Below are 18,917 nucleotides of genomic sequence, written 5' to 3'. Positions count from 1 at the left end.
CCGTCGGCACTCCTCTTTCGCAATCGCGATGAGTACAACTCCCGCCTCGTACGTATCAAGGGTCGGACGCGTCCCCCGGTTCCCGTCGGCAACCGGATTCCGTATCCCCCGCAGGAGGCAGCGAGTTGAGTCACAGGCGAATACCCAAGCGAAAGGCCGTGCTTGCAGGAGCCGGGGCGGTGGGCATCGCTGCGGCGGCCATCCTGCTCCCCAACGCGAATGCGTCGCAGTCGGGTTCCGATGCCGAGTCGGACCCGAAGCGGCTGAGCGCCGCTTCCGCCCAGGACCTCGTGTCGGAGCTGATCCCCGAGCTCGGCGAATCGTATGCGGGTGCGTACTACGACGCGGGCAAGCAGCAGCTCGTGGTCAACGTCAGCGGCGACAACAACGAAGTGATCGTGCAGGTCAACAAGGCCGGTGCCGTGGCCAGAAGCGTCGAGAACAGCATGGGCGAGCTGACGTCGGCCACGCAGACGCTGGCGAAGCAGGCCACCATCCCGGGCACGTCCTGGGCCGTCGACCCGCGGACCAACCAGGTCCTGGTCACCGCAGACCGCACGGTCACCGGCGAGAGCTGGGACCGGCTGGAGTCGGCAGTCGGTGACCTGGGCTCCGGCACGGCCCGTATCAAGAAGTCGGCGGGCGAGTTCAAGACGTTCCTGGAGGGCGGCGACGCCATCTTCGGGGGCGGCGCGCGCTGCTCGCTCGGCTTCAACGTGACGACGCAGGACGGGGCGCCGGGCTTCCTCACGGCGGGCCACTGCGGTGTGGCCACCGAGCAGTGGTCCGAGTCCGCGGACGGCGCACCGATCGGTACGGTCCAGGCCGCGACCTTCCCCGGCGACGGCGACTTCGCCCTGGTCACGTACGACGACCCGGCGACGCAGGCGCCGAGCACGGTGGACCTCGGCAACGGCCAGACGCTGGACATCGTGGGCGCGGACGAGGCGGCCGTGGGCCAGCAGGTGTTCCGTATGGGCAGCACGACCGGTCTGAACGACGGTCAGGTCACGGGGCTCAACGCAACCGTGAACTACCCCGAGGGCACGGTCACCGGCCTCATCCAGACGGACGTCTGCGCGGAGCCGGGCGACAGCGGCGGCGCCCTGTTCACCCGCGACGGGGCCGCGATCGGCCTGACATCGGGCGGCAGCGGCGACTGCCAGGCGGGCGGTGAGACGTTCTTCCAGCCCGTGACGACGGCGCTGGCGGCGGTCGGCGCCCAGATCGGCGCGGGCGATGCAGGTGCCGGTGGCGGCGCGGCTGACGCAGGCGCTGGTGACGGTGCGGCTGACGCAGGCGCTGGTGACGGTGCGGCTGATGCCGGTGCTGGTGACGGTGCGGCTGACGCAGGCGCTGGTGACGGTGCGGTCGACGGGGGCGCCGGTGACGCGGGCAACGGCGCCGCCGGCCAGAACGGCTCCGGTGGCATCGGCGATGCCGGTGACGCCGGGGACGGCGCGGACGCGAACGGCGAAGGAGGAGCCGACGGCAGCGGCTTCGCCGGTAACAACGGCTGACGGCGTCCGTCCGAGGGAGCGGCGGGGCCGCGGGCACCAGAATGCCCGCGGCCCCGCCGCTCACGTGCGTGCGAGCGAGCTCGGACGCCCCCGAGCCCGGAGGTCACGGGGGCCCGTCGTCGTGCTGCTCGACCCGTTCCCGGCCCTTGGCCCCGTCCCGCGCCCGGACAGGACCTAGCTCCGCTGCGCCTTGGCGATACGGGGGGTGGTGTTCTCCTCGCCCGCCTTCTTGCTGACGACGTAGCGCTCGACGCGCTGGCCGGGAGCGACGTTCTCGAAGCCGACGACGCGTGAGTCGACCACGCCGCCCGACGCGTTCACGAAGTCGACCTGGACGGCGTAGAAAGCGGTCTTGTCGGTGCTGTTGGTGACCCGGATCAGGGCGGCGCGGCTGCCGTCCGACCGCGCCGTGGCCACTCCCTGCTGCGACACGTCGGCGGTGGCGTTGCCCCGGCCCGTGGCCTCGTTCAGCTGAGCCGACGCCGACGCGCGCACCCGCTCGGACTCGGCCGACACCGACTCCTCGAAGTCCTGCTGGGTGCGGGGCGTGGGCGAACCGGTCGTGGGGCTGGCGGGCGCGGTCGTCGTCGCACGGGGAGTGGCGGTGCCCTCGCCCCCGTTGTCGCTGTCCGATCCGCATGCGGTCAGTCCGGCGGCGAGTGCGGCGGCCAGAGCGGCGGCGAGAACGTGGCGGGCAGGGCGGGGGTGCTTCACGACGTCTCCGGTCTGCGGCGCGAGCCGCCGAATCGAGCGGTCCTGTGCGGTCCTGTGCCAGCCAAAATATTCCGAAAACGGATGAATGGCGCGTTGTGCCCGCAGGGTGTCGCGATGCGGGGCCGCCGCCCGCGGCGCCCCCTCAGGACCTGCCCGGCACATCAGGGCCGGATGGGCCCGAGGTCCCCGTCGGTGGCGCAGTCCCCGCCCGCCATCCGCGTGCCGGCGGTGTCCAGTGTCTGTGTGAGGGCGTCCAGCTCGTCGCGCAGCGCACGGATCCGGTCCAGCGGCAGCCCGGTGGCCGCCGCGATCCTGCGGGGTACTCGCAGCGCATGCCCGCGCAGCGCCACGCCTGCGTCGGTGGGCCGGGCCGTGACGGAGCGCTCGTCCTCCGCGCTGCGCCGGCGCTCGACGTAGCCGGCCGTCTCGAGGCGCTTCAGCAGGGGGGACAGGGTGCCGGAGTCCAGCCGCAGATGCTCACCGATCTGCTTGACCGGAAGCTCGCCGTGCTCCCAGAGCACCAGCATCACCAGGTACTGGGGGTAGGTCAGGCCGAGATCCTTCAGCGCCGTGCGGTAGACGCCGTTGAAGGCCCTTGTCGCGGCGTGCAGCGAGAAGCAGATCTGGCGGTCGAGGCGGAGGAAGTCCTCGTCCGGCACATCGTGCAGCGTCGTCTTCTCCATGCCCCCAGTCTAGCAAGCCGTGCGCCATTAAGTTGTGCGCAACTGAATTGTGTGCTTTATTTATGTCATCGGTTCGGCACGGACGAACCCCGGACGAAGAGGGATGCACCCATGGACGCGCTGTACACCGCTGTCGCCACCGCCAACGGCCGCGAAGGCCGTGCCGTCAGCTCCGACGGCCAGATCGACCTGCCGCTCTCGTTCCCCGCGGCCCTCGGCGGCAACGGACAGGGCACCAACCCCGAGCAGCTGTTCGCCGCCGGTTACGCCGCCTGCTTCGCCAGCGCGATGGGCGCCATCGGCCGCCAGGAGAAGATCGACGTCAAGGACGCCTCCGTGACCGCCGAGGTCTCCATCGGAAAGGACACCGACGGCGGTTTCGGCCTGTCCGTGGTCATGCGCGTCGAGCTGCCCGACCACCTGCAGGGCGAGGCCGGCCAGGACCTGCTGAAGAAGACCCACGCGTACTGCCCCTACTCCAAGGCGACCCGCGGCAACCTGCCGGTCGAGCTCGTCATCGAGTAGTCGTCGCCGAACTCGCGCCAATCACGGCGAGCGTGCGACAGAGCCGGGCGATGGCCGCTTGGATGGCCTCATGACCGAGGCAGCCAAGCACATCGACCCGGCTCTGCGGCGCATGATGCGGGCCAACGAGGCCAACTGGGACGCCCGTACCCCGGTGCACCTGGCCAGCCGCTTCTACGACGTGGGCGGCCCCGCGGACCCGGCGCGCTGGTTCGCCCCCTACGAGTGGGCGGACATCGGCGACCTGTCGGGGCGCGACGTACTGCACCTGCAGTGCCATCTGGGCACCGAGACCATTGCGTTCGCCGCGCGGGGAGCACGGGCCACCGGCCTCGACATCTCCGGCGCGTCGGTCGCCGCGGCCAGGCGCATCGCCGCGGAGGCGGACCTCCCGGCCGAGTACGTGCAGGCCAACGTCTACGACGCCGCCGACGCTCTCGCCGGGCGCGCCTTCGATCTGGTCTACACGGGCAAGGGCGCCCTGTGCTATCTGCCGGATCTCGACCGCTGGGCCGCGACCGTCGCCGCGCTGCTGCGGCCGGGCGGACGCGTGTACATCGTCGAGTTCCACCCGCTGCTCAACGCCCTCGGACTCACCCCGGCACCCGGCGACAGCCCGGAGCTCCTGCTGCGCGACGACTACCTCGCGGGCCGTGGCCCACTCCGCAAGGACTCCACGCACACCTACACCGACGGCCCGGCGGTCGAGGGCGCGACCGAGTGCTTCGAGTGGATGCACGGTCAGGGCGAGGTGATCAACGCCCTGATCGGGGCGGGACTGCGCATCGAGAGGCTCCGCGAGAGCGACGAGATCCCCTGGCCGAGGTGGCCCGGGATGGACCGCACCCCCGACGGATGGTGGCGACTGCCCGATTCCGCCCCGCGCATTCCGCTGCTCTACGCGCTCCTCGCGAGCCGCACCTGACGCCGGCCGCTCAGAGCCCGGCCAGCAGCGACTTGCGGCTTTTCGCCGTGTCGAACCCGCCCGGCGGGAACCGCGGATCCAGCGCCTCGAGTTGCTCCAGCAGCAGCGTGGTGATCGCCCAGTTGCGGTACCACTTGCGTTCGGCCGGCACGAGGAACCACGGCGCCGCCGCCGTCGAGCAACGCTCCAGGGCGATCTCGTACGCCTCCTGGTAAGCGGGCCACAGGGCCCGTTCGGCGATGTCGCCCTCGTTGAACTTCCAGTGCTTGTCCGGGTTGTCGATCCGTGCCAGCAGCCGGCGGCGCTGCTCGTCGAAGCCGATGTGCAGAAAGACCTTGACGACCGTGACGCCGTCCTCGACGAGCGCCTGCTCGAAACGGTTGATCTGCTTGTAGCGGCGTTCGAGCCGATCCGGGGGGACCAGTTCCCGGACGCGGGCGATCAGTACGTCCTCGTAGTGCGAGCGGTCGAAGATGCCGATCTCGCCCGGGTGCGGAAGCGCCTGGGAGATACGCCACAGAAAGGTCTGGCCCAGTTCCTCCGGCGTCGGCGCATTGAACGCCTTGATGCGGCAGCCGGCCGGGTTGAACAGGCCGACCACATGTTTGACGACGCCGCCCTTGCCGCTGGTGTCCATCCCCTGGAGCACCAGCAGCAGCCGGCGTCGGTCGCCCGCCGTGGCCGCCGCGTACAGACGCTCCTGGAGATCGGCCAGGCGTGGCGCGAGCCGTGCGGTGGCCGCCCTGCCGTCCGCCTTGCCGGGCGGACCGGCGGGGGTTGCCGCAGGGTCGTACGACGAGAGGTCGACAGGCTTGCCGGGCGGGATGCGCAGCAGTTCGCCGAGCGGTGCGGGCCTCTGCCGGCCCTTCTTCCCGGCCTTGCCCGCCTTCCCGGACTTCGCCGGCGTTCCCGCCTTCCGGGTCTGCGCGCCCTTCCCGCTCCTCGCGGTCTTTCCCGCGCTGTCCTTGGCCACCGCGCGCCCCTTTCCCGGTCCGTACGCCTCACACGATCGTGCGACGCGAGGGGCGCTCCCGCGAGCGCGGCGCCGGCCCGGACAGGACCTGGCGCCGCGCCCGCCGGGCTCACGGGCGGGCGGCGGCGGTCAGCGCCAGGGTCCGGTGACCGCGAAGGTCGTGCCGGGCGTGTAGCAGTTCACGTACATCGTGGCGCCGTCCGGGGAGAAAGTGACACCGGCGAACTCGCCCCATTCCGGTTCCTCGGGCGTGCCGATGTCCTGCGCGTTGCGCGCCACCGGGTGCACCTCGCCGCGCCGGGTGATGCCGTACACGTGCTGTGCGCCGCCGCCGTCCTCGCACACCATCAGCCCGCCGCTGGGCGCGAGGCAGATGTTGTCGGGGGACTCGCCGGGGAGCTGGATGTCCGTGTCCGGGCCGAAGACGATCACCAGGGTGAGGCGCCGCCTGTGCGGCTCGTACTTCCACACCTGGCCGAAGTGGTCCGCGGCCGACCCGTCCGCGCTGCGGGCGAAGCTGGAGACGAAGTACACCGACTTCCCGCCCCAGTAGCAGCCCTCCAGCTTCTGGGCGTGGGTGATGCCCTTCCGGCCGAAGTCCTGCAGCCTGATGGGGGTTTCCTTCGCCTGGCTGTCCGGCACGGGCACCCATTCGATCCGGTCGAACCGTGCGCCGACCTCCTGGATCTCGGACAGGTCGGGCACGTCCGGTACCCGCATCGCCTCCAGCCGGCCGCCCGCACGCAGCGAACCGGTGCCCCCCATCGGCTTGTCGGGAAGGAAGCGGTAGAAGAGGCCGAAGGGGCGCTCGAAGGCGTCCTCGGTCTCGTAGACGATCCCGTTCGAGGGATCGATGGCGATCGCCTCGTGCTGGAAGCGGCCCATTGCCGTCAGTGGTACGGCGCCGGTGCGGCGCGGGTCGGCGCCGTCCACCTCGAATATGAAGCCGTGGTCCTTGGTGTAGCCGTTGGTGCCCGCCCGGTCCTCGGTCTCCTCACAGGTCAGCCAGGTGCCCCACGGGGTCGGACCGCCCGCGCAGTTGACCGCGGTGCCGGCGATGGCCACCTGCTCGGACAGGACGTTGTTCCGGCCGTCGAGCTCCAGCGCCGTACAGCCGCCCTTGCCCATCGGGTCGTAGGTGAGGCCGCCGATCGTCGGCACGCCGATCCTGCCGTTGTGCCGGTTCTCGTGGTTGCGGACGAGGTGGACGCGGCCGCGGCGGCCGGCGAAGGCCGCCATTCCGTCGTGGTTGCTCGGCACCGGCCCCTGGTCGGAGCCCATCTGTTCGCCCTCTCGGGACAGGACCTTGTAGCGGAAGCCCTTCGGCAGATCGAGCAGCCCGTCCGGGTCGGGCACGAGCGGGCCGTAGCCGCCGTTGCCGCGGGCGGCCGCGGTGCCCGCGAAGAGTTCGGAGAAGGCGCCGGTGAAGGCGATCGACGCACCCAGTGCGCCGGTACGGGCCAAGACTTGACGTCGTGTTGCAGACATGTGGCAACTCCCTGCTGGCGGACAGGAGATGTGACCCGCACGTGTGTATCACGCAGATACGTGACACGTAACCATGCGGGCCACTGTGCCTCACGGGGTCACTGTGCTACGCCAGGGACGCGCTCAGCGTGATGGTCGTGCCGGTCAGCGCCTGGCTCACCGGGCAGTTCACCTTGGCTTCCTCGGCGGCCTTCACGAACGCGGCCTCGTCCAGGCCCGGGACCTGGCCCACGACGGTGAGGTGGATACCGGTGATGCCTTCGCCCGGCTGGAAGGTGACGTCGGCCTTGGTCTCCAGCCGGGTGGGCGGGGTCCCCGCACCGGCGAGGCCGTGCGAGAAGGCCATGTTGAAGCAGCTGGAGTGCGCGGCCGCGATCAGCTCCTCCGGGCTGGTCCTGCCGCTCTCGGCCGGCTCCGTCCGCGCCGCCCAGGTGACGGGGTACTCGCCGACGCCGGAGGAGTCGAGGGTGACGACGCCCTTGCCCTCGAGCAGGCTGCCTTCCCAAACGGTGTGCGCCTGACGCGTGGTGGCCATGATGGATCCCTTCAGATCGGGTTACGGCCCCAAACCTACTGCTCCACCAACACCTTCGCGTCGCGCGCCAACGCGGTGAGCCGCGAGATCGCCCGGAAGTACTTCTTGCGGTAGCCGCCGTTCAGCATCTCGTCACTGAACAGCTTGTCGAACGGCAGACCCGAGGCCAGCACCGGCACCTCACGGTCGTAGAGCCGGTCGGCGAGGACGACGAGCCGCAGCGCGGTCGACTGGTCGGGCACCGGCTGCACATCGGTCAGGCACACGGCCCGCAGATCGTCCGTCAGCGCGCCGTAACGGCTGGGGTGCACCCTGGCCAGGTGCTCGAGCAGGTGCGGGAAGTCGTCGAGGGACGCGCCGGCGGTGGCGTACGCGGCCTTGGTGACCTGCTCGTCGGAGTACGGCGGCGGGGCTTCGGGCAGACCGCGGTGGCGGTAGTCCTCGCCGTCGATCCGCAGCGGCCGGAAGTGCGCGGACAGGCCCTGGATCTCGCGCAGGAAGTCGGCGGCGGCGAAGCGGCCCTCGCCGAGCTTGCCGGGCAGCGTGTTCGAGGTGGCGGCGAGCGCCACACCGGCGTCGACGAGCTTGCCGAGCAGGGTGGAGACGAGGACGGTGTCGCCCGGATCGTCGAGCTCGAATTCGTCGATGCACAGCAGCCGGTGGCCGCTGAGCGTCTGGACGGTCTTCTGGAAGCCGAGCGCGCCGACCAGGTTCGTCAGCTCCACGAAGGTGCCGAAGGCCTTGTGGGAGGGGTCGGCGGGGGTGGCGTGCCACAGGGAGGCCAGCAGATGGGTCTTGCCGACGCCGTAGCCGCCGTCGAGGTAGACGCCGCGCGGCCCGGCGGGGGCGGCGGGCTTCTTGGCGAACCAGCGCCGCTTGCCGCCGCCCGCGGCATGTGCTCCGCCCAGGCCCGACGCGAAGTCGCTCAGGACCTTGACGGCCTCGGTCTGGCTGGGCTGTTTGGGGTCCGGGACATAGGTGTCGAAGCGGACCGCGTCGAAGCGCGGCGGCGGCACCATCTCGGCGACCAGTCGGTCGGCGGGGACGTGCGGCTCGCGGGCGCAGAGCGACAGGGGAGCGGCTTCGGATATCGGGCTGGTCGGCACAGTACTCAACTGTAAGGGCCGTGTAAGACTGCACGGCATGCGACGCCTGTTCCCTGTGACCGACCAGACACCGCCCGGCGAACACCGGGCCGACCGCGAGTGGTCGCTGGACGAGCTTGCCGACGCCTACGCCTATCCCACGGGCGATGAGCACGAGAGCCCCTGGCTGCGGGCCAACATGGTGTCCTCCCTCGACGGCGCGGCCCAGCACGACGGACGCTCGCAGCCGATCTCCTCCGACGCGGACATGCGGATCTTCGGCACGCTGCGGGGTCTCGCCGACGCCGTGATCGTCGGCGCCGAGACCGTACGTCTGGAGGGCTACCGGCCGGCCCGCGCCAGGGACGCCTTCGCCGCCCGCCGCGCCGCCTCGGGGCAGGGGCGTGCGGCCGTGATCGCCGTGGTCAGCGCCTCGCTGAAGCTCGACTTCTCGCTCCCGCTGTTCACCGAGCCGCTGGTGCCGACGCTCGTGCTGACGGGTGCGGCCGCGTCGCGGGAGCGGATCCGGGAGGCGGAGAAGGCGGGTGCCGAGGTCGTCGTCGCCGGTGACGGGCCGGGCGTCGACCCCGCACGGGCCGTGCGGGCGCTGGCCGAGCGCGGCCTGGTGCGCCTGCTCACCGAGGGCGGTCCGCGGATGCTGGGTCAGTTCGCTGCCGCCGGGGTACTGGACGAGCTGTGCCTGACGGTGTCGCCGACGATGACGGTGGGGGATGCGCAGCGCATCGCCGGCGGGCCCGCGCTGGACGATCCTGCGCGCTTCGCGCTGGTGTCGCTGCTGGAGGAATCCGGATTTCTGTTCACCCGCTACCGCCGGGTGTGACGGCCGGCCGCGATGTGACGGCCAACGGTGACAATCGGCGGAATCTACCGTTCCGCTTAGCTTCGGAGGGGCACACTTGACTGGCAGACCCCCGCGTCGTCGGGGGGAAGGATGGTTTCCGCAGAAGGGCTCCTGAACGTGTTCACAAGCGTACTGATGATCGAGAAGCCCCTGACCTCCGAGGACGTGGAGTTCGTCACGACCCTGCACGGGGACGAGGCGGTCTCTTTCGTCGTGCTGATGCAGCCGCGCGGGGACCAGGCCGACGTACTGCTCCGCGCCATCGACGACGTCGCCGTCGGTGAACTGAAGGAGGCCGTCCACGAGGGCGAGGAGCCGGAGGGGGAGGCCGCCAAGGCTCCCGCCGAACGCGGTCTCGAAGTCTCCCTGGCCGCCCTGCGCGCGGCGGGCTGCCAGGCCGAGGGCCGGCTCGTCGAGGACCACCCGCTGGACAAGCTGAAGTCCGTGGTCGACGAGTCCGGCGCCGACGAGGTGATCGTGCTGACCGAGCCGCACTACGTCGAGGAGTTCTTCCACCGCGACTGGGCCTCCAGAGCCCGGCACAAGGTCGGCGTACCGGTGCTGAAGCTCTTCGCGCACAGCGAGTAGGGCGCGCGGCGGGTCCGCCCACAGGCAATAGGGTGGGCCCCTGCACGTACACGCACACCTCGGGAGACAGACACATGGCACCCGCCGTTCCCAGCGCCATGGAGCGCCCGCACTTCATCGGCATCGGCGGAGCCGGCATGTCGGGCATCGCGAAGATCCTCGCCCGGCGCGGTGCCAAGGTCGCGGGCAGCGACGCCAAGGAGTCGGCGACCGCCGAGGCGCTGCGGGCACTGGGCGCGACCGTCCACATCGGTCATGCGGCCGGCCACCTCGCCGACGACGCCAGCTGCGTCGTCGTCTCCAGCGCCATCCGCGCCGACAACCCCGAGCTCGCACGTGCCGCCGAACTGTCCGTGCCGGTCGTCCACCGCTCCGACGCGCTCGCCTCCCTGATGACCGGACTGCGCTCGATCGCCGTCGCGGGCACCCACGGCAAGACCACGACCACCTCCATGCTGGCCGTGGCCCTGACCGAGCTGGGCCTGGACCCCTCGTACGCGATCGGCGGCGACCTCGCGGGTCCGGGGACCAACGCGCGTCACGGTGAGGGCGAGATCTTCGTCGCCGAGGCCGACGAGAGCGACCGCAGCTTCCATAAGTACGACCCCGAGGTCGCGATCGTCCTCAACGTGGAGCTGGACCACCACGCCAACTACGCCTCGATGGACGAGATCTACGAGTCGTTCGAGACCTTCGTCGGCAAGATCGTGCCCGGCGGCACGCTGGTGATCGCCGCCGACCAGCCCGGCGCCGTCGAGCTCGCCTCCCGCGTCCGCGACCTCTCCTCCTTGAACGTCGTCACCTACGGCGAGTCCGAGTCGGCGGACGTCCGCGTCCACAAGGTCACCCCGCGCGGCCTGACCAGCGAGGTCACGGTCCTGCTGAACGGGAAGTTCCTCACCTTCACGGTCTCCGTCCCCGGCCGGCACTACGCCCACAACGCGGTCGCCGCGCTCGCCGCCGGAGTCGCCCTCGGTATCCCGGCGCACAACCTGGCCTCCGCACTCGGCAAGTACACCGGCGTCAAGCGCCGCCTCCAGCTCAAGGGCGAGGCGGCGGGCGTCCAGGTCATCGACTCCTACGCGCACCACCCCACGGAGATGACCGCGGACCTGGAGGCCATGCGCGGCGCCGCCGCCGAGTCCCGGCTGCTCGTCGTCTTCCAGCCCCACCTGTTCTCCCGCACCCAGGAGCTCGGCACGGAGATGGGTCAGGCCCTCGCCCTCGCCGACGCCTCGGTGGTCCTCGACATCTACCCGGCTCGCGAGGACCCGATTCCCGGCATCACGAGCGAGCTGATCATCGACGCGGCGAAGGCGGCGGGCGCGCAGGTCGCGGCCGTCCACGACAAGGCGAGCGTCCCCGAGGTGATCGCGGGAATGACGCAGCCGGGCGATCTCGTTCTCACGATGGGCGCGGGCGATGTCACGGACCTCGGTCCGGCCATCCTGGCCCGCCTGTCGAACTGAGGAGGCGTACCTTCATGGCGTACGACGTCGAGAAGCCGGACGAGCAGTGGCGAGCGGAGCTGAGCCCCGCCGAGTATGCGGTGCTGCGCCAGGCCGGCACGGAGCCGGCGTTCGTCGGCGAGTACACGGACACGAAGACGGCGGGCACCTACTCCTGCCGGGCGTGCGGGGCGGAGCTGTTCCGTTCGGACACGAAGTTCGAGTCCCACTGCGGCTGGCCGTCCTTCTACGACCCGAGGGACACCGACGCGGTCGAACTGATCGCGGATGCCTCCCACGGCATGGTCCGCACCGAGGTCCGCTGCGCCAGGTGCGGATCGCACCTGGGTCACGTCTTCGAGGGTGAGGGCTACCCGACCCCGACGGACCAGCGGTACTGCATCAACTCGATCTCGCTGACGCTGGCGCCCGACGAGGGCTGACCCCGCCGTTTGCGGAACGGTGATCACCGGTTGCTAGTGAGGCGTGTGCACGTCAACCGGCATCCGGTCGGTCAAGTCCGTTCCGCACCACGGGGGTTCACCATGAAGTGTCGTCATGTCCGCGTCATCGACGCAGTGGCGGTGGTCTTCGTCGCCCTGACCGGCGCCAGGAGGTCCGGCGGGGGTGGCTGCGACAACGACCACGGCAGCTCGGGCGGCAGCTCCGGGTCCTACTCCTCCACGGGCGGCGACACGACGACCGGCAGCACCACCTCCGGTACGACGGGCTCCACGGACGACGCGGACCCCGAGGACCAGGACGCGACGGGCGACATCACGGCCGACAAGTGCACGTACGACGAGGCCGCCGAGACGCTGAACTACACGGGCACCGTGACCAATTCCTCCGCGAAGACGTACACGTACTGGATCTACGTCGAGTGGGTGGAGACGTCCGACGACGGGATCATCGGCCTCTACGACACCGCCGATGCGCCCCTCACGCTCGGCCCCGGGGAGAGCCGGACGTTCAAGGCCAAGGACACGTACCACTTCGTCAGGGACGACGTCCGGTACCGCTGCACGGTGGACTCGGCGACCAAGACCGCGGTGGCCTGACCGCGGCCCGGTTCGTCCCGGTCACCCGCCTGTCGACACCAGCCCCGACTCGTAGGCGATGATCACGAGCTGGACCCGGTCGCGGGCGTCGAGCTTGGAGAGCAGGCGGGTGACATACGTCTTCGCCGTGGCCACGCTGATGAACAGGCGCTCGGCGATCTCCGTGTTGGACAGGCCGCTGCCGACCAGGGTCAGGACCTCACGCTCACGGTCGGTGATGTTGGCCAGGTCCCTTCTCGGCGCTCTCCCCTCCGGGCGGCCCGCGAACTCCCGGATCATGCGGCGCGTGACGCCGGGGGCGATGAGCCCGTCGCCGGCGGCCACCACGCGTATCGCCGCGAGGATGTCGTCCAGGGCCATGTCCTTGACCAGGAAGCCCGACGCTCCGGCACGCAGCGAACCGTAGACGTAGTCGTCGTCGAACGTGGTGAGGACGATCACCTGCGAGTCCGGGGCCCGCTCGGTGACGAGGCGGGTCGCCTCGATGCCGTCCATGCCGTCCATGCCGGGCATGCGGAGGTCCATGACCACCACGTCCGGGGCGAGGCTCTCGGTGAACGCGACCGCCTCCGCGCCGTTGCCGGCCTCGCCGACCACCTCCATCCCGGGGGCGTCGGTGATCACCATCTGGAGCGCCGCGCGGATCAGGGGCTGGTCGTCCGCGAGGACGACCCGGATGCTCATCGGGCGCCCGCCGCGAGCGGCAGACGGGCGGCGACCCGGAAGCCGCCCTCCGGACGCGGCGCGGCGGAGAAGTCGCCGTGCAGCACACCCACCCGCTCGCGCATCCCGAGGAGTCCGAAGCCGGTGTCCGTGGAGGCGCCGTGGCCGAGGCCGTCGTCGACGATCTCGATCGACAGTTCGTCGTCCCCGCAGTCCAGCGTCACCCGGCACGAGGCCGTGTTGGCATGGCGCACCACGTTGGTCACCGACTCCTGGACGATGCGGTACCCCGACAGGTCGATCTCCGGCGGCAGTTGGCGCCGTTCGCCGCGCCATTCGACCTCGACGCGCACACCGGCCGCCGTCGTCACCGCGGCCAGGTCGTCCACATCCGAGAGGCCCGGCGTCTCCCCGGCCGCCGTCCGGCCGGGGGCCTCGGCCGACTCCGCCTCGCGGAGCGCCCCGAGCATCCGGCGCAGGCCCGCCAGCGTCTCCCGGCTGGTGTGCTCCACCTCGCCCAGCGCCTCGCGCGCCCGGTCCGGCTGGGTGCCGATCACCCGCCGCGCCGCCCCGGCCTGGAGTGCGATGATGCCGATGCTGTGCACGACCATGTCGTGCAACTCCCTTGCGATGCGCAGTCGTTCGTCGGTGATCGCCTGGGTGGTGGCCCGCTCGCGCAACTGTGCGGTGTGAGCGCGGGACTCGTGGGCCGAGCCGCCGACCAACCAGGCGACTACGGCCGTCAGAGCCACGGCCAACTCGGCGGAGGTGCCGGTGTCCCAGCCGAACATCCACCGCGTCACCAGGTAGCCCGCCAGCACCCCGAGCGCCGCCACCACGGCAACCACCCCGGTCCGGCGAGGATGCGCGGCCGCGATGAAGTAGAGCGCCACGTCCACCGCGAGGAACTGCGCGAGGGGGATCTCCCCGACGCTCAGCGGCATGGCGCCCAGCACCGATGCCGCCAGCAGCAGACGAAGAGCGGGCAGCGGCCGGCGCTGCAGCATGCGCGCGCCCGCCAGGGCCAGCGCTGTGGCCAGCGCCAGCTGGATCAGCCCGTCCCACCGGAAGATCACCACTCCCGGCGTGACCGACGGCTCCTGCTCGCCGGGCAGTCGGAAGCGGACGAGGAACGTGAACGCCAGGCCCGCCCACCAGGCCACCGACATCCATACGGCGGGCGGGGCGCTCCGCAACGCGGAGAGGCGGGAGCCGGTCCCGGTCCTGGCGGAGGGCGGTGTGGCGGACATGCGGTGATCGTAACTGCGCCCGCAGCGCCGGGAATCGGACCAGGGTCGTACACCCAGGGGTGACACGCCGACCCTCCGGCTGCCCGCCACGGCCCGATGCCGGAGACGGCCGTGACGGCGGCGGTGTGCGTCTCGGAATGCGCCGGCCGCCTCGTGGGGTGACGAGAGACGAGTTCGCGGACTCCCGCGGGCCTCAACCGGTCACACGGTCAGCGTCCAGGTGTTGCCCCGGTTGTGGACGGCCTGCATCGGCGTGTGTCGTAGGGGACCTCGACCTCATTGGTGATCTTCTCGCGCCTGCCCGCCCGGCGGGGCCGGCCGTTGCCACCGCACGCGGCAGGCCCAGCGGGCGCCGAGCCGCTGGGCCTGACCACGGTCGACCCAGGTAGCTAGTCGACCAGTTCATGTTCGCGGCGCGAAGGCGCCACCCGCCCGGCCGGGGCCATGCGGGAGAGCTTCTCGCCCTCGACGTCGAGGTTGGGAAGCAGTCGGTCGAGCCGGCGCGGCAGCCACCAGGCGCCCTTGCCGAGCAGGGCGAACAGGGCGGGGACGATCGTCATGCGGACGATGAAGGCGTCGAAGAGCACCGCGGCCGCGAGGCCGAAGCCGATCATCTTGATGAAGTCGTTGTCCTCCACGATGAAGCCGGAGAACACGCTGATCATGATGGCGGCGGCCGCGGCGACCACCCGGCCGCCGTAGGGTCACCAGGAACACCTCGTAGTCCATGGCGAGGCCGAAGACCACACCGATCATGAAGATCGGCATCGTGCTCATGATCGGGCTCGGCTGGTCGACGCCGAAGACATCGGCGAGCCAGCCCCACTGGAAGACCGCGACCACGGCGCCGAGCGCGGCGGTCACCGAGAGCAGGAAGCCGAGCGCGGCCTTGAGCGGCACGAGGATCGAGCGGAAGACCACCATCAGGAGCAGGAACGCCAGGCCCACGACCAGGGCGAGATAGGGAAGCAGCGCGTCGTCGAGGGTCTTGGAGAAGTCGATGAACATCGCGGTCTGGCCGGTGACCAGCACCTCGGCGCCGGTGTCGGCCCGGAAGCCGGTGGCGAGGGAGCGCAGGTGGCGCACCAGGTCCTCGGTCGCGCCGTCGGTGGGGCCGGTGGCCGGGACGACGTTCAGGATCGCGGTGTCGCCTGCCTCGTTGGGCGTGGCCGGGGTGACGGCGACGACGCCGTCCTGCTCGGCGAGTCGCTTGCCGACGGTGTCGGCCGCGGCGGCCGCGTCCCGGCCCTCCACGGTGATCATCAGCGGCCCGTTGAACCCGGCGCCGAAGGACTCCGAGAGCATGTCGTAGGCCTTGCGCTGGGTGGTGTCGGGGGCCATGGTGCCCTCGCCGGGCAGACCGAGCTCCAGACTTGCGGCGGGCACGGCGGCCGCGCCGAGGCCGAGGACGGCCAGGAGCAGTACGGCGACGGGGTGGCGCAGGACGTAACCGGCCCAGCGGGAGCCGAGGTTGGGCCCCCGCCGTGCGTCCTTCTCGGCGCGCTTGACGGCCTTGCGCTGCCGGCGGGCGCTGAGCGGCTTGCCGGAGAACTGCGCGCGGTCCCGGCGGCGAAGGACCTTGACCGGCGCGAAGCCGAGCAGCGCCGGCACGAAGATGAGGGCGACGAGTACGGCGACGGCGACCGTGCCCGCGGCGGCCAGGCCCATCTTGGTGAGCATCGGGATGTTCACCACGGCCAGGCCGGCGAGGGCCACGATGACGGTGAGCCCGGCGAAGACGACCGCGGAGCCCGCGGTGCCGACCGCCCGTCCTGCGGCGTCGGCGCGGTCGCGGCCCTCGGTGAGTTCGACGCGGTAGCGGGAGACGATGAACAGGGCGTAGTCGATGCCGACGGCGAGGCCGATCATCATCGCCAGGGTCGACGTGGTGCTGGACAGTCCGAGGGTGGCGCCGAGTGCCGTGATCGCGGAGATGCCGATGCCGACGCCGATGAGGGCCGTGAGCAGCGGCATCCCGGCGGCGACCACCGAGCCGAACGTGAGGAGAAGGACCACGGCGGAGACCAGGATGCCGATCTTCTCGCCGGTGCCGCCCATTTCGGCGTCGATCTTCACGGCGTCGCCGCCGGCCTCCGCGGTCAGGCCGCCGTCGCGGGCCTTGGCCAGTGCGTCGTCGAGCGCGTCGTGCGCCTTGTCGCCGACGTTGGTGGCGGGGACCTTGTAGGTGGCGATGGCGTAGGCGGTGGAACCGTCCTTGCTCACCGCCTTCGTCGTGAACGGGTCGCTCACCGAGGCCACCTGCGGGGACTGCTTCAACTGCGCGACCAGCGCCGCGACATGGGCCTTCTGCGCGGGGGCGGAGATCTGCTCGCCCTCGGGTGCGCGGACCACGACCCGGGCGCTCGCGCCGTCGGCGCTCGCGTCCGGGAACTTCTTCTCCAGCAGGTCGAAGGCCTTCTGTGACTCCGTACCGGGCATCGAGAAGGTTTCGGCGGGCGGCGTCGGGGCGGAGGAGGCGGCCAATCCCGCACCGCAGAAGATCACCACCCACAGCAGCGCCATCAGCCATCGCCGCCGGAAGGCGAGACGGCCCAGGTTGTAGAGGAAGGTAGCCACGGCTGGGAACTCCTGTCGGTGGGCGGGGAAGGTCGAAAACGCGCAGGGCCGAGCGGGGCGCGGGAGCGGGGCACGGAGCGGCCTCAGTGATGGCGTCAGACCGGCACTGCGATGGCGCCAGACCTTGCTCGGGTGGTGCCACGATGGCATCGCTGCGGCATCACCGCAAGCCACCTGACTGCCAGTGCGACGCCACGACACACCAATTCAAGGATGAAACCCCAGGTCAGAGCGGCAGGCGCCAAAAAGGAGCCAACCTGGCTCGCCATGGCGCCATTGACATGCCATGATGGCGTCATGGACCTCACGCCCTACGTCGACAACCTCCGGCACGAGCTGGCCGTCGCCGCGGACGCCGGCGGCGACGACGCCCGCGCCCTCGCCGAGCGGCTCACTGCCCCCCTGGAGTCCGCCGCCCGCCTGACCCTCCTCAACGCGCTGTCCGCAGCCATGGGCGAGGTCACCCGGGAGCTGGCGCCCGGCTCGGTCGACGTGCGGCTGCGCGGGCTCGACCCCGAGTTCGTGGTGACGCCGCCGCCCGCACCCGAGCCGTTCCAGGAGACCCAGGCGCCGGTCACGGCCCCCGCCCCGTCACCGCCGCCCGCGGACGCCGACGACGGCGCCATGGCGCGGATCAACTTCCGCCTCCCCGCCCACCTCAAGGCCCGTGCCGAGGACGCCGCGGCGGCGGAGGGCCTGTCGGTCAACGCCTGGCTGGTGCGGGCCGTGTCCACCGCCCTCGACGGCGGGGAGCGTGCGACCCCGCCGGGCCGCGCCAGGGACTCGGGCGGCCGGGGCTTCACCGGCTGGGTCCGCTAGGCCCACCGCACCCCACTTTCACCGGCGGGATCGCCGATCCCGCCGACGTCACTCATCACCCGCCTCACCAGCGGGATCACCCACCCAAGCCAAGAGGACGGGACAGCCATGCCTGCTTTCGAGACCCCCGAACCGATCTCCGTCACCCTCGAGTTGGAGGTCGGCACCGCCCGCATCACCGCGGGCAAGCGCACCGACACGGTCGTGGAGGTGCTGCCGCGCAACGGCTCCGACGACAACGACGTACGGGCCGTGCAGCAGACCCAGGTCACCTGCTCGGGCGGCCACCTCACGGTCAAGACACCCAAGAAGCGGTCCCTGTTCGGCAAGCCGGGCGCCATCGAGGTGAGCATCGAACTGCCCGCCGGATCCGATGTCCGGGGCACGTCGGCCATGGGCAGCTTCTTCTGCGAAGGCCCCTTCGGGGAGGTCACGCTCAAGACCTCGCTCGGCGACCTTCACGTCGACGAGGTGGGCGGCGCCGACCTCAAGACCGACCACGGCGACATCCGCCTGGCCCGCTCGACCGGGGACATCGAAGTCATCGGCGCGGGCCGGGTCGAGATCGGTACGGTCGCCGGCGCGGCGACCGTCAAGAACGGCAACGGCGCCACCGAGGTCGGCGAGGTCACCGGCGGCCTGAAGACCAACGCGGCCAACGGCGACATCTCCATCGGCATCGCGCACAGCAACGTCGACGCCAAGTGCGCCAACGGCCGGATCGAGATCGGCGTCGCCCACGCCGGGGTCGACGCGATGTCCTCCAACGGCCGCATCCGCGTCGGCGGCGTCACCCGCGGCCGAATCGACCTGCGCACGTCCGTCGGCGACCTCGAAGTGGGCATCCACGAGGGCACCGCCGCCTGGCTCGACCTGAACACCAAGTTCGGCACGGTACGCAATTCGCTCGGCTCCTCCGCCGGCCCCGCGGACTCCGACGAGACCGTCGAGGTGCACGCCCGGAGCGGGGCAGGCGACATCATCATCCGCCGCGCCTGACCCCGCGTGCCCCCAACTTCCCATCCCCGAAAGGAAAGCGGCATGACTGCAACCCAGACATCCGCGCCGCTCGCCGCGAACGCGACGGCGCCGGCGATCACCGCCACCGGGCTGCGCAAGTCCTACGGTGACAAGGTCGTGCTCGACGGCGTCGACCTGGTGGTGCCGGCCGGGTCCGTGTTCGCGCTGCTCGGCCCGAACG

18 protein-coding genes and 2 pseudogenes are annotated in these 18,917 nt (G+C 71.2%); 11 read left to right on the top strand and 9 right to left on the bottom strand.

Annotation, left to right across the window (positions count from 1 at the left end):
• Positions 1-125 precede the first annotated feature (125 nt).
• Positions 126-1,520, top strand: a complete 1,395-nt coding sequence (locus tag AC067Z_RS36270; protein ID WP_478793909.1) for a S1 family peptidase — start codon at positions 126-128, stop codon at positions 1,518-1,520.
• A gap of 174 nt (positions 1,521-1,694) precedes the next feature.
• Here AC067Z_RS36270 and AC067Z_RS36265 read toward each other — a convergent pair whose 3' ends face one another.
• Positions 1,695-2,234 (bottom strand): hypothetical protein, encoded by a 540-nt coding sequence (locus AC067Z_RS36265; RefSeq protein ID WP_478793908.1) that lies wholly within the window; start codon positions 2,232-2,234, stop codon positions 1,695-1,697.
• 161 nt (positions 2,235-2,395) lie between these two features.
• Complete coding sequence (locus AC067Z_RS36260; protein WP_478793907.1) at positions 2,396-2,917, bottom strand: MarR family winged helix-turn-helix transcriptional regulator; 522 nt, start codon at positions 2,915-2,917, stop codon at positions 2,396-2,398.
• Positions 2,918-3,028: 111 nt separating this feature from the next.
• Between AC067Z_RS36260 and AC067Z_RS36255 the strand changes: the two genes are divergently transcribed.
• Positions 3,029-3,442: an organic hydroperoxide resistance protein gene (locus AC067Z_RS36255; RefSeq protein ID WP_478793906.1), complete on the top strand. Its 414-nt coding sequence runs from the start codon at positions 3,029-3,031 to the stop codon at positions 3,440-3,442.
• A gap of 70 nt (positions 3,443-3,512) precedes the next feature.
• A complete protein-coding gene (locus AC067Z_RS36250) occupies positions 3,513-4,367 on the top strand; it encodes a class I SAM-dependent methyltransferase (protein WP_478793905.1) in 855 nt (284 codons plus the stop codon).
• Positions 4,368-4,377: 10 nt separating this feature from the next.
• On the opposite strand, the gene AC067Z_RS36245 is transcribed toward AC067Z_RS36250, so the two are convergent.
• From AC067Z_RS36245 to zapE, 4 genes are all read right to left on the bottom strand, one after another.
• Positions 4,378-5,340, bottom strand: a complete 963-nt coding sequence (locus tag AC067Z_RS36245) for a PPK2 family polyphosphate kinase (RefSeq protein WP_478793904.1) — start codon at positions 5,338-5,340, stop codon at positions 4,378-4,380.
• Between the two features lie 129 nt (positions 5,341-5,469).
• Complete coding sequence (locus AC067Z_RS36240; RefSeq protein ID WP_478793903.1) at positions 5,470-6,828, bottom strand: alkaline phosphatase PhoX; 1,359 nt, start codon at positions 6,826-6,828, stop codon at positions 5,470-5,472.
• 106 nt (positions 6,829-6,934) lie between these two features.
• Positions 6,935-7,363, bottom strand: a complete 429-nt coding sequence (locus AC067Z_RS36235; RefSeq protein ID WP_478793902.1) for an OsmC family protein — start codon at positions 7,361-7,363, stop codon at positions 6,935-6,937.
• Positions 7,364-7,398: 35 nt separating this feature from the next.
• Complete coding sequence (gene zapE, locus AC067Z_RS36230; RefSeq protein ID WP_478793901.1) at positions 7,399-8,508, bottom strand: cell division protein ZapE; 1,110 nt, start codon at positions 8,506-8,508, stop codon at positions 7,399-7,401.
• Here zapE and AC067Z_RS36225 point away from each other — a divergent pair.
• The 5 genes from AC067Z_RS36225 to AC067Z_RS36205 all read left to right on the top strand — a co-directional run bounded on the left by AC067Z_RS36225 (position 8,507) and on the right by AC067Z_RS36205 (position 12,407).
• A complete protein-coding gene (locus AC067Z_RS36225) occupies positions 8,507-9,289 on the top strand; it encodes a pyrimidine reductase family protein (protein ID WP_478793900.1) in 783 nt (260 codons plus the stop codon). The genes zapE and AC067Z_RS36225 overlap by 2 nt on opposite strands.
• A 138-nt stretch (positions 9,290-9,427) precedes the next feature.
• Complete coding sequence (locus tag AC067Z_RS36220) at positions 9,428-9,898, top strand: indole-3-glycerol phosphate synthase (protein WP_478793899.1); 471 nt, start codon at positions 9,428-9,430, stop codon at positions 9,896-9,898.
• A gap of 74 nt (positions 9,899-9,972) precedes the next feature.
• Entirely contained in the window at positions 9,973-11,367 is a 1,395-nt protein-coding gene (gene murC, locus AC067Z_RS36215; RefSeq protein ID WP_478793898.1) for a UDP-N-acetylmuramate--L-alanine ligase, read from the top strand.
• Between the two features lie 14 nt (positions 11,368-11,381).
• On the top strand, positions 11,382-11,789 hold the full coding sequence (gene msrB, locus AC067Z_RS36210) for a peptide-methionine (R)-S-oxide reductase MsrB (RefSeq protein WP_478793897.1): 408 nt from the start codon (positions 11,382-11,384) through the stop codon (positions 11,787-11,789).
• 102 nt (positions 11,790-11,891) lie between these two features.
• Positions 11,892-12,407 carry a hypothetical protein gene (locus AC067Z_RS36205; RefSeq protein WP_478793896.1) on the top strand — a complete coding sequence of 172 codons (516 nt, stop codon included), beginning with the start codon at positions 11,892-11,894 and terminating at the stop codon, positions 12,405-12,407.
• A gap of 21 nt (positions 12,408-12,428) precedes the next feature.
• Here the strand turns inward: AC067Z_RS36205 and AC067Z_RS36200 are convergent, their stop codons facing one another.
• From AC067Z_RS36200 to AC067Z_RS36190, 3 genes and pseudogenes are all read right to left on the bottom strand, one after another.
• The gene (locus tag AC067Z_RS36200; protein ID WP_478793895.1) at positions 12,429-13,091 is read right to left on the bottom strand and encodes a response regulator; all 663 of its coding nucleotides are present in this window, start codon (positions 13,089-13,091) and stop codon (positions 12,429-12,431) included.
• Entirely contained in the window at positions 13,088-14,320 is a 1,233-nt protein-coding gene (locus AC067Z_RS36195; protein ID WP_478793894.1) for a sensor histidine kinase, read from the bottom strand. Before AC067Z_RS36195 ends, AC067Z_RS36200 begins: the two co-directional genes overlap by 4 nt.
• Before the next feature lie 389 nt (positions 14,321-14,709).
• Positions 14,710-16,897 (bottom strand): annotated as a pseudogene (locus AC067Z_RS36190) (MMPL family transporter).
• A 297-nt stretch (positions 16,898-17,194) separates the two neighbouring features.
• Here AC067Z_RS36190 and AC067Z_RS36185 point away from each other — a divergent pair.
• From AC067Z_RS36185 to AC067Z_RS36175, 3 genes and pseudogenes are all read left to right on the top strand, one after another.
• Entirely contained in the window at positions 17,195-17,716 is a 522-nt protein-coding gene (locus AC067Z_RS36185; RefSeq protein ID WP_478793893.1) for a toxin-antitoxin system HicB family antitoxin, read from the top strand.
• Between the two features lie 108 nt (positions 17,717-17,824).
• Entirely contained in the window at positions 17,825-18,715 is an 891-nt protein-coding gene (locus AC067Z_RS36180) for a DUF4097 family beta strand repeat-containing protein (protein WP_478793892.1), read from the top strand.
• Positions 18,716-18,757: 42 nt separating this feature from the next.
• A pseudogene (locus AC067Z_RS36175) lies at positions 18,758-18,917 on the top strand (ABC transporter); the annotation flags it as partial.

The sequence above is a fragment of the Streptomyces sp. NPDC043812 genome, assembly GCF_056436245.1.
This window is presented reverse-complemented; position numbering and strand designations above follow the sequence as displayed.

What these genes read in the sequence shown, in the direction of transcription:
- AC067Z_RS36260 (WP_478793907.1), bottom strand. Translation starts at nt 2,917, where the DNA reads ATGGAGAAGACGACGCTGCACGATGTGCCGGACGAGGACTTCCTCCGC.
- AC067Z_RS36255 (WP_478793906.1), top strand. Translation starts at nt 3,029, where the DNA reads ATGGACGCGCTGTACACCGCTGTCGCCACCGCCAACGGCCGCGAAGGC.
- AC067Z_RS36250 (WP_478793905.1), top strand. Translation starts at nt 3,513, where the DNA reads ATGACCGAGGCAGCCAAGCACATCGACCCGGCTCTGCGGCGCATGATG.
- AC067Z_RS36240 (WP_478793903.1), bottom strand. Translation starts at nt 6,828, where the DNA reads ATGTCTGCAACACGACGTCAAGTCTTGGCCCGTACCGGCGCACTGGGT.
- AC067Z_RS36235 (WP_478793902.1), bottom strand. Translation starts at nt 7,363, where the DNA reads ATGGCCACCACGCGTCAGGCGCACACCGTTTGGGAAGGCAGCCTGCTC.
- AC067Z_RS36225 (WP_478793900.1), top strand. Translation starts at nt 8,507, where the DNA reads ATGCGACGCCTGTTCCCTGTGACCGACCAGACACCGCCCGGCGAACAC.
- zapE (WP_478793901.1), bottom strand. Translation starts at nt 8,508, where the DNA reads ATGCCGTGCAGTCTTACACGGCCCTTACAGTTGAGTACTGTGCCGACC.
- murC (WP_478793898.1), top strand. Translation starts at nt 9,973, where the DNA reads ATGGCACCCGCCGTTCCCAGCGCCATGGAGCGCCCGCACTTCATCGGC.
- msrB (WP_478793897.1), top strand. Translation starts at nt 11,382, where the DNA reads ATGGCGTACGACGTCGAGAAGCCGGACGAGCAGTGGCGAGCGGAGCTG.
- AC067Z_RS36205 (WP_478793896.1), top strand. Translation starts at nt 11,892, where the DNA reads ATGAAGTGTCGTCATGTCCGCGTCATCGACGCAGTGGCGGTGGTCTTC.
- AC067Z_RS36200 (WP_478793895.1), bottom strand. Translation starts at nt 13,091, where the DNA reads ATGAGCATCCGGGTCGTCCTCGCGGACGACCAGCCCCTGATCCGCGCG.
- AC067Z_RS36195 (WP_478793894.1), bottom strand. Translation starts at nt 14,320, where the DNA reads ATGTCCGCCACACCGCCCTCCGCCAGGACCGGGACCGGCTCCCGCCTC.
- AC067Z_RS36185 (WP_478793893.1), top strand. Translation starts at nt 17,195, where the DNA reads ATGGACCTCACGCCCTACGTCGACAACCTCCGGCACGAGCTGGCCGTC.
- AC067Z_RS36180 (WP_478793892.1), top strand. Translation starts at nt 17,825, where the DNA reads ATGCCTGCTTTCGAGACCCCCGAACCGATCTCCGTCACCCTCGAGTTG.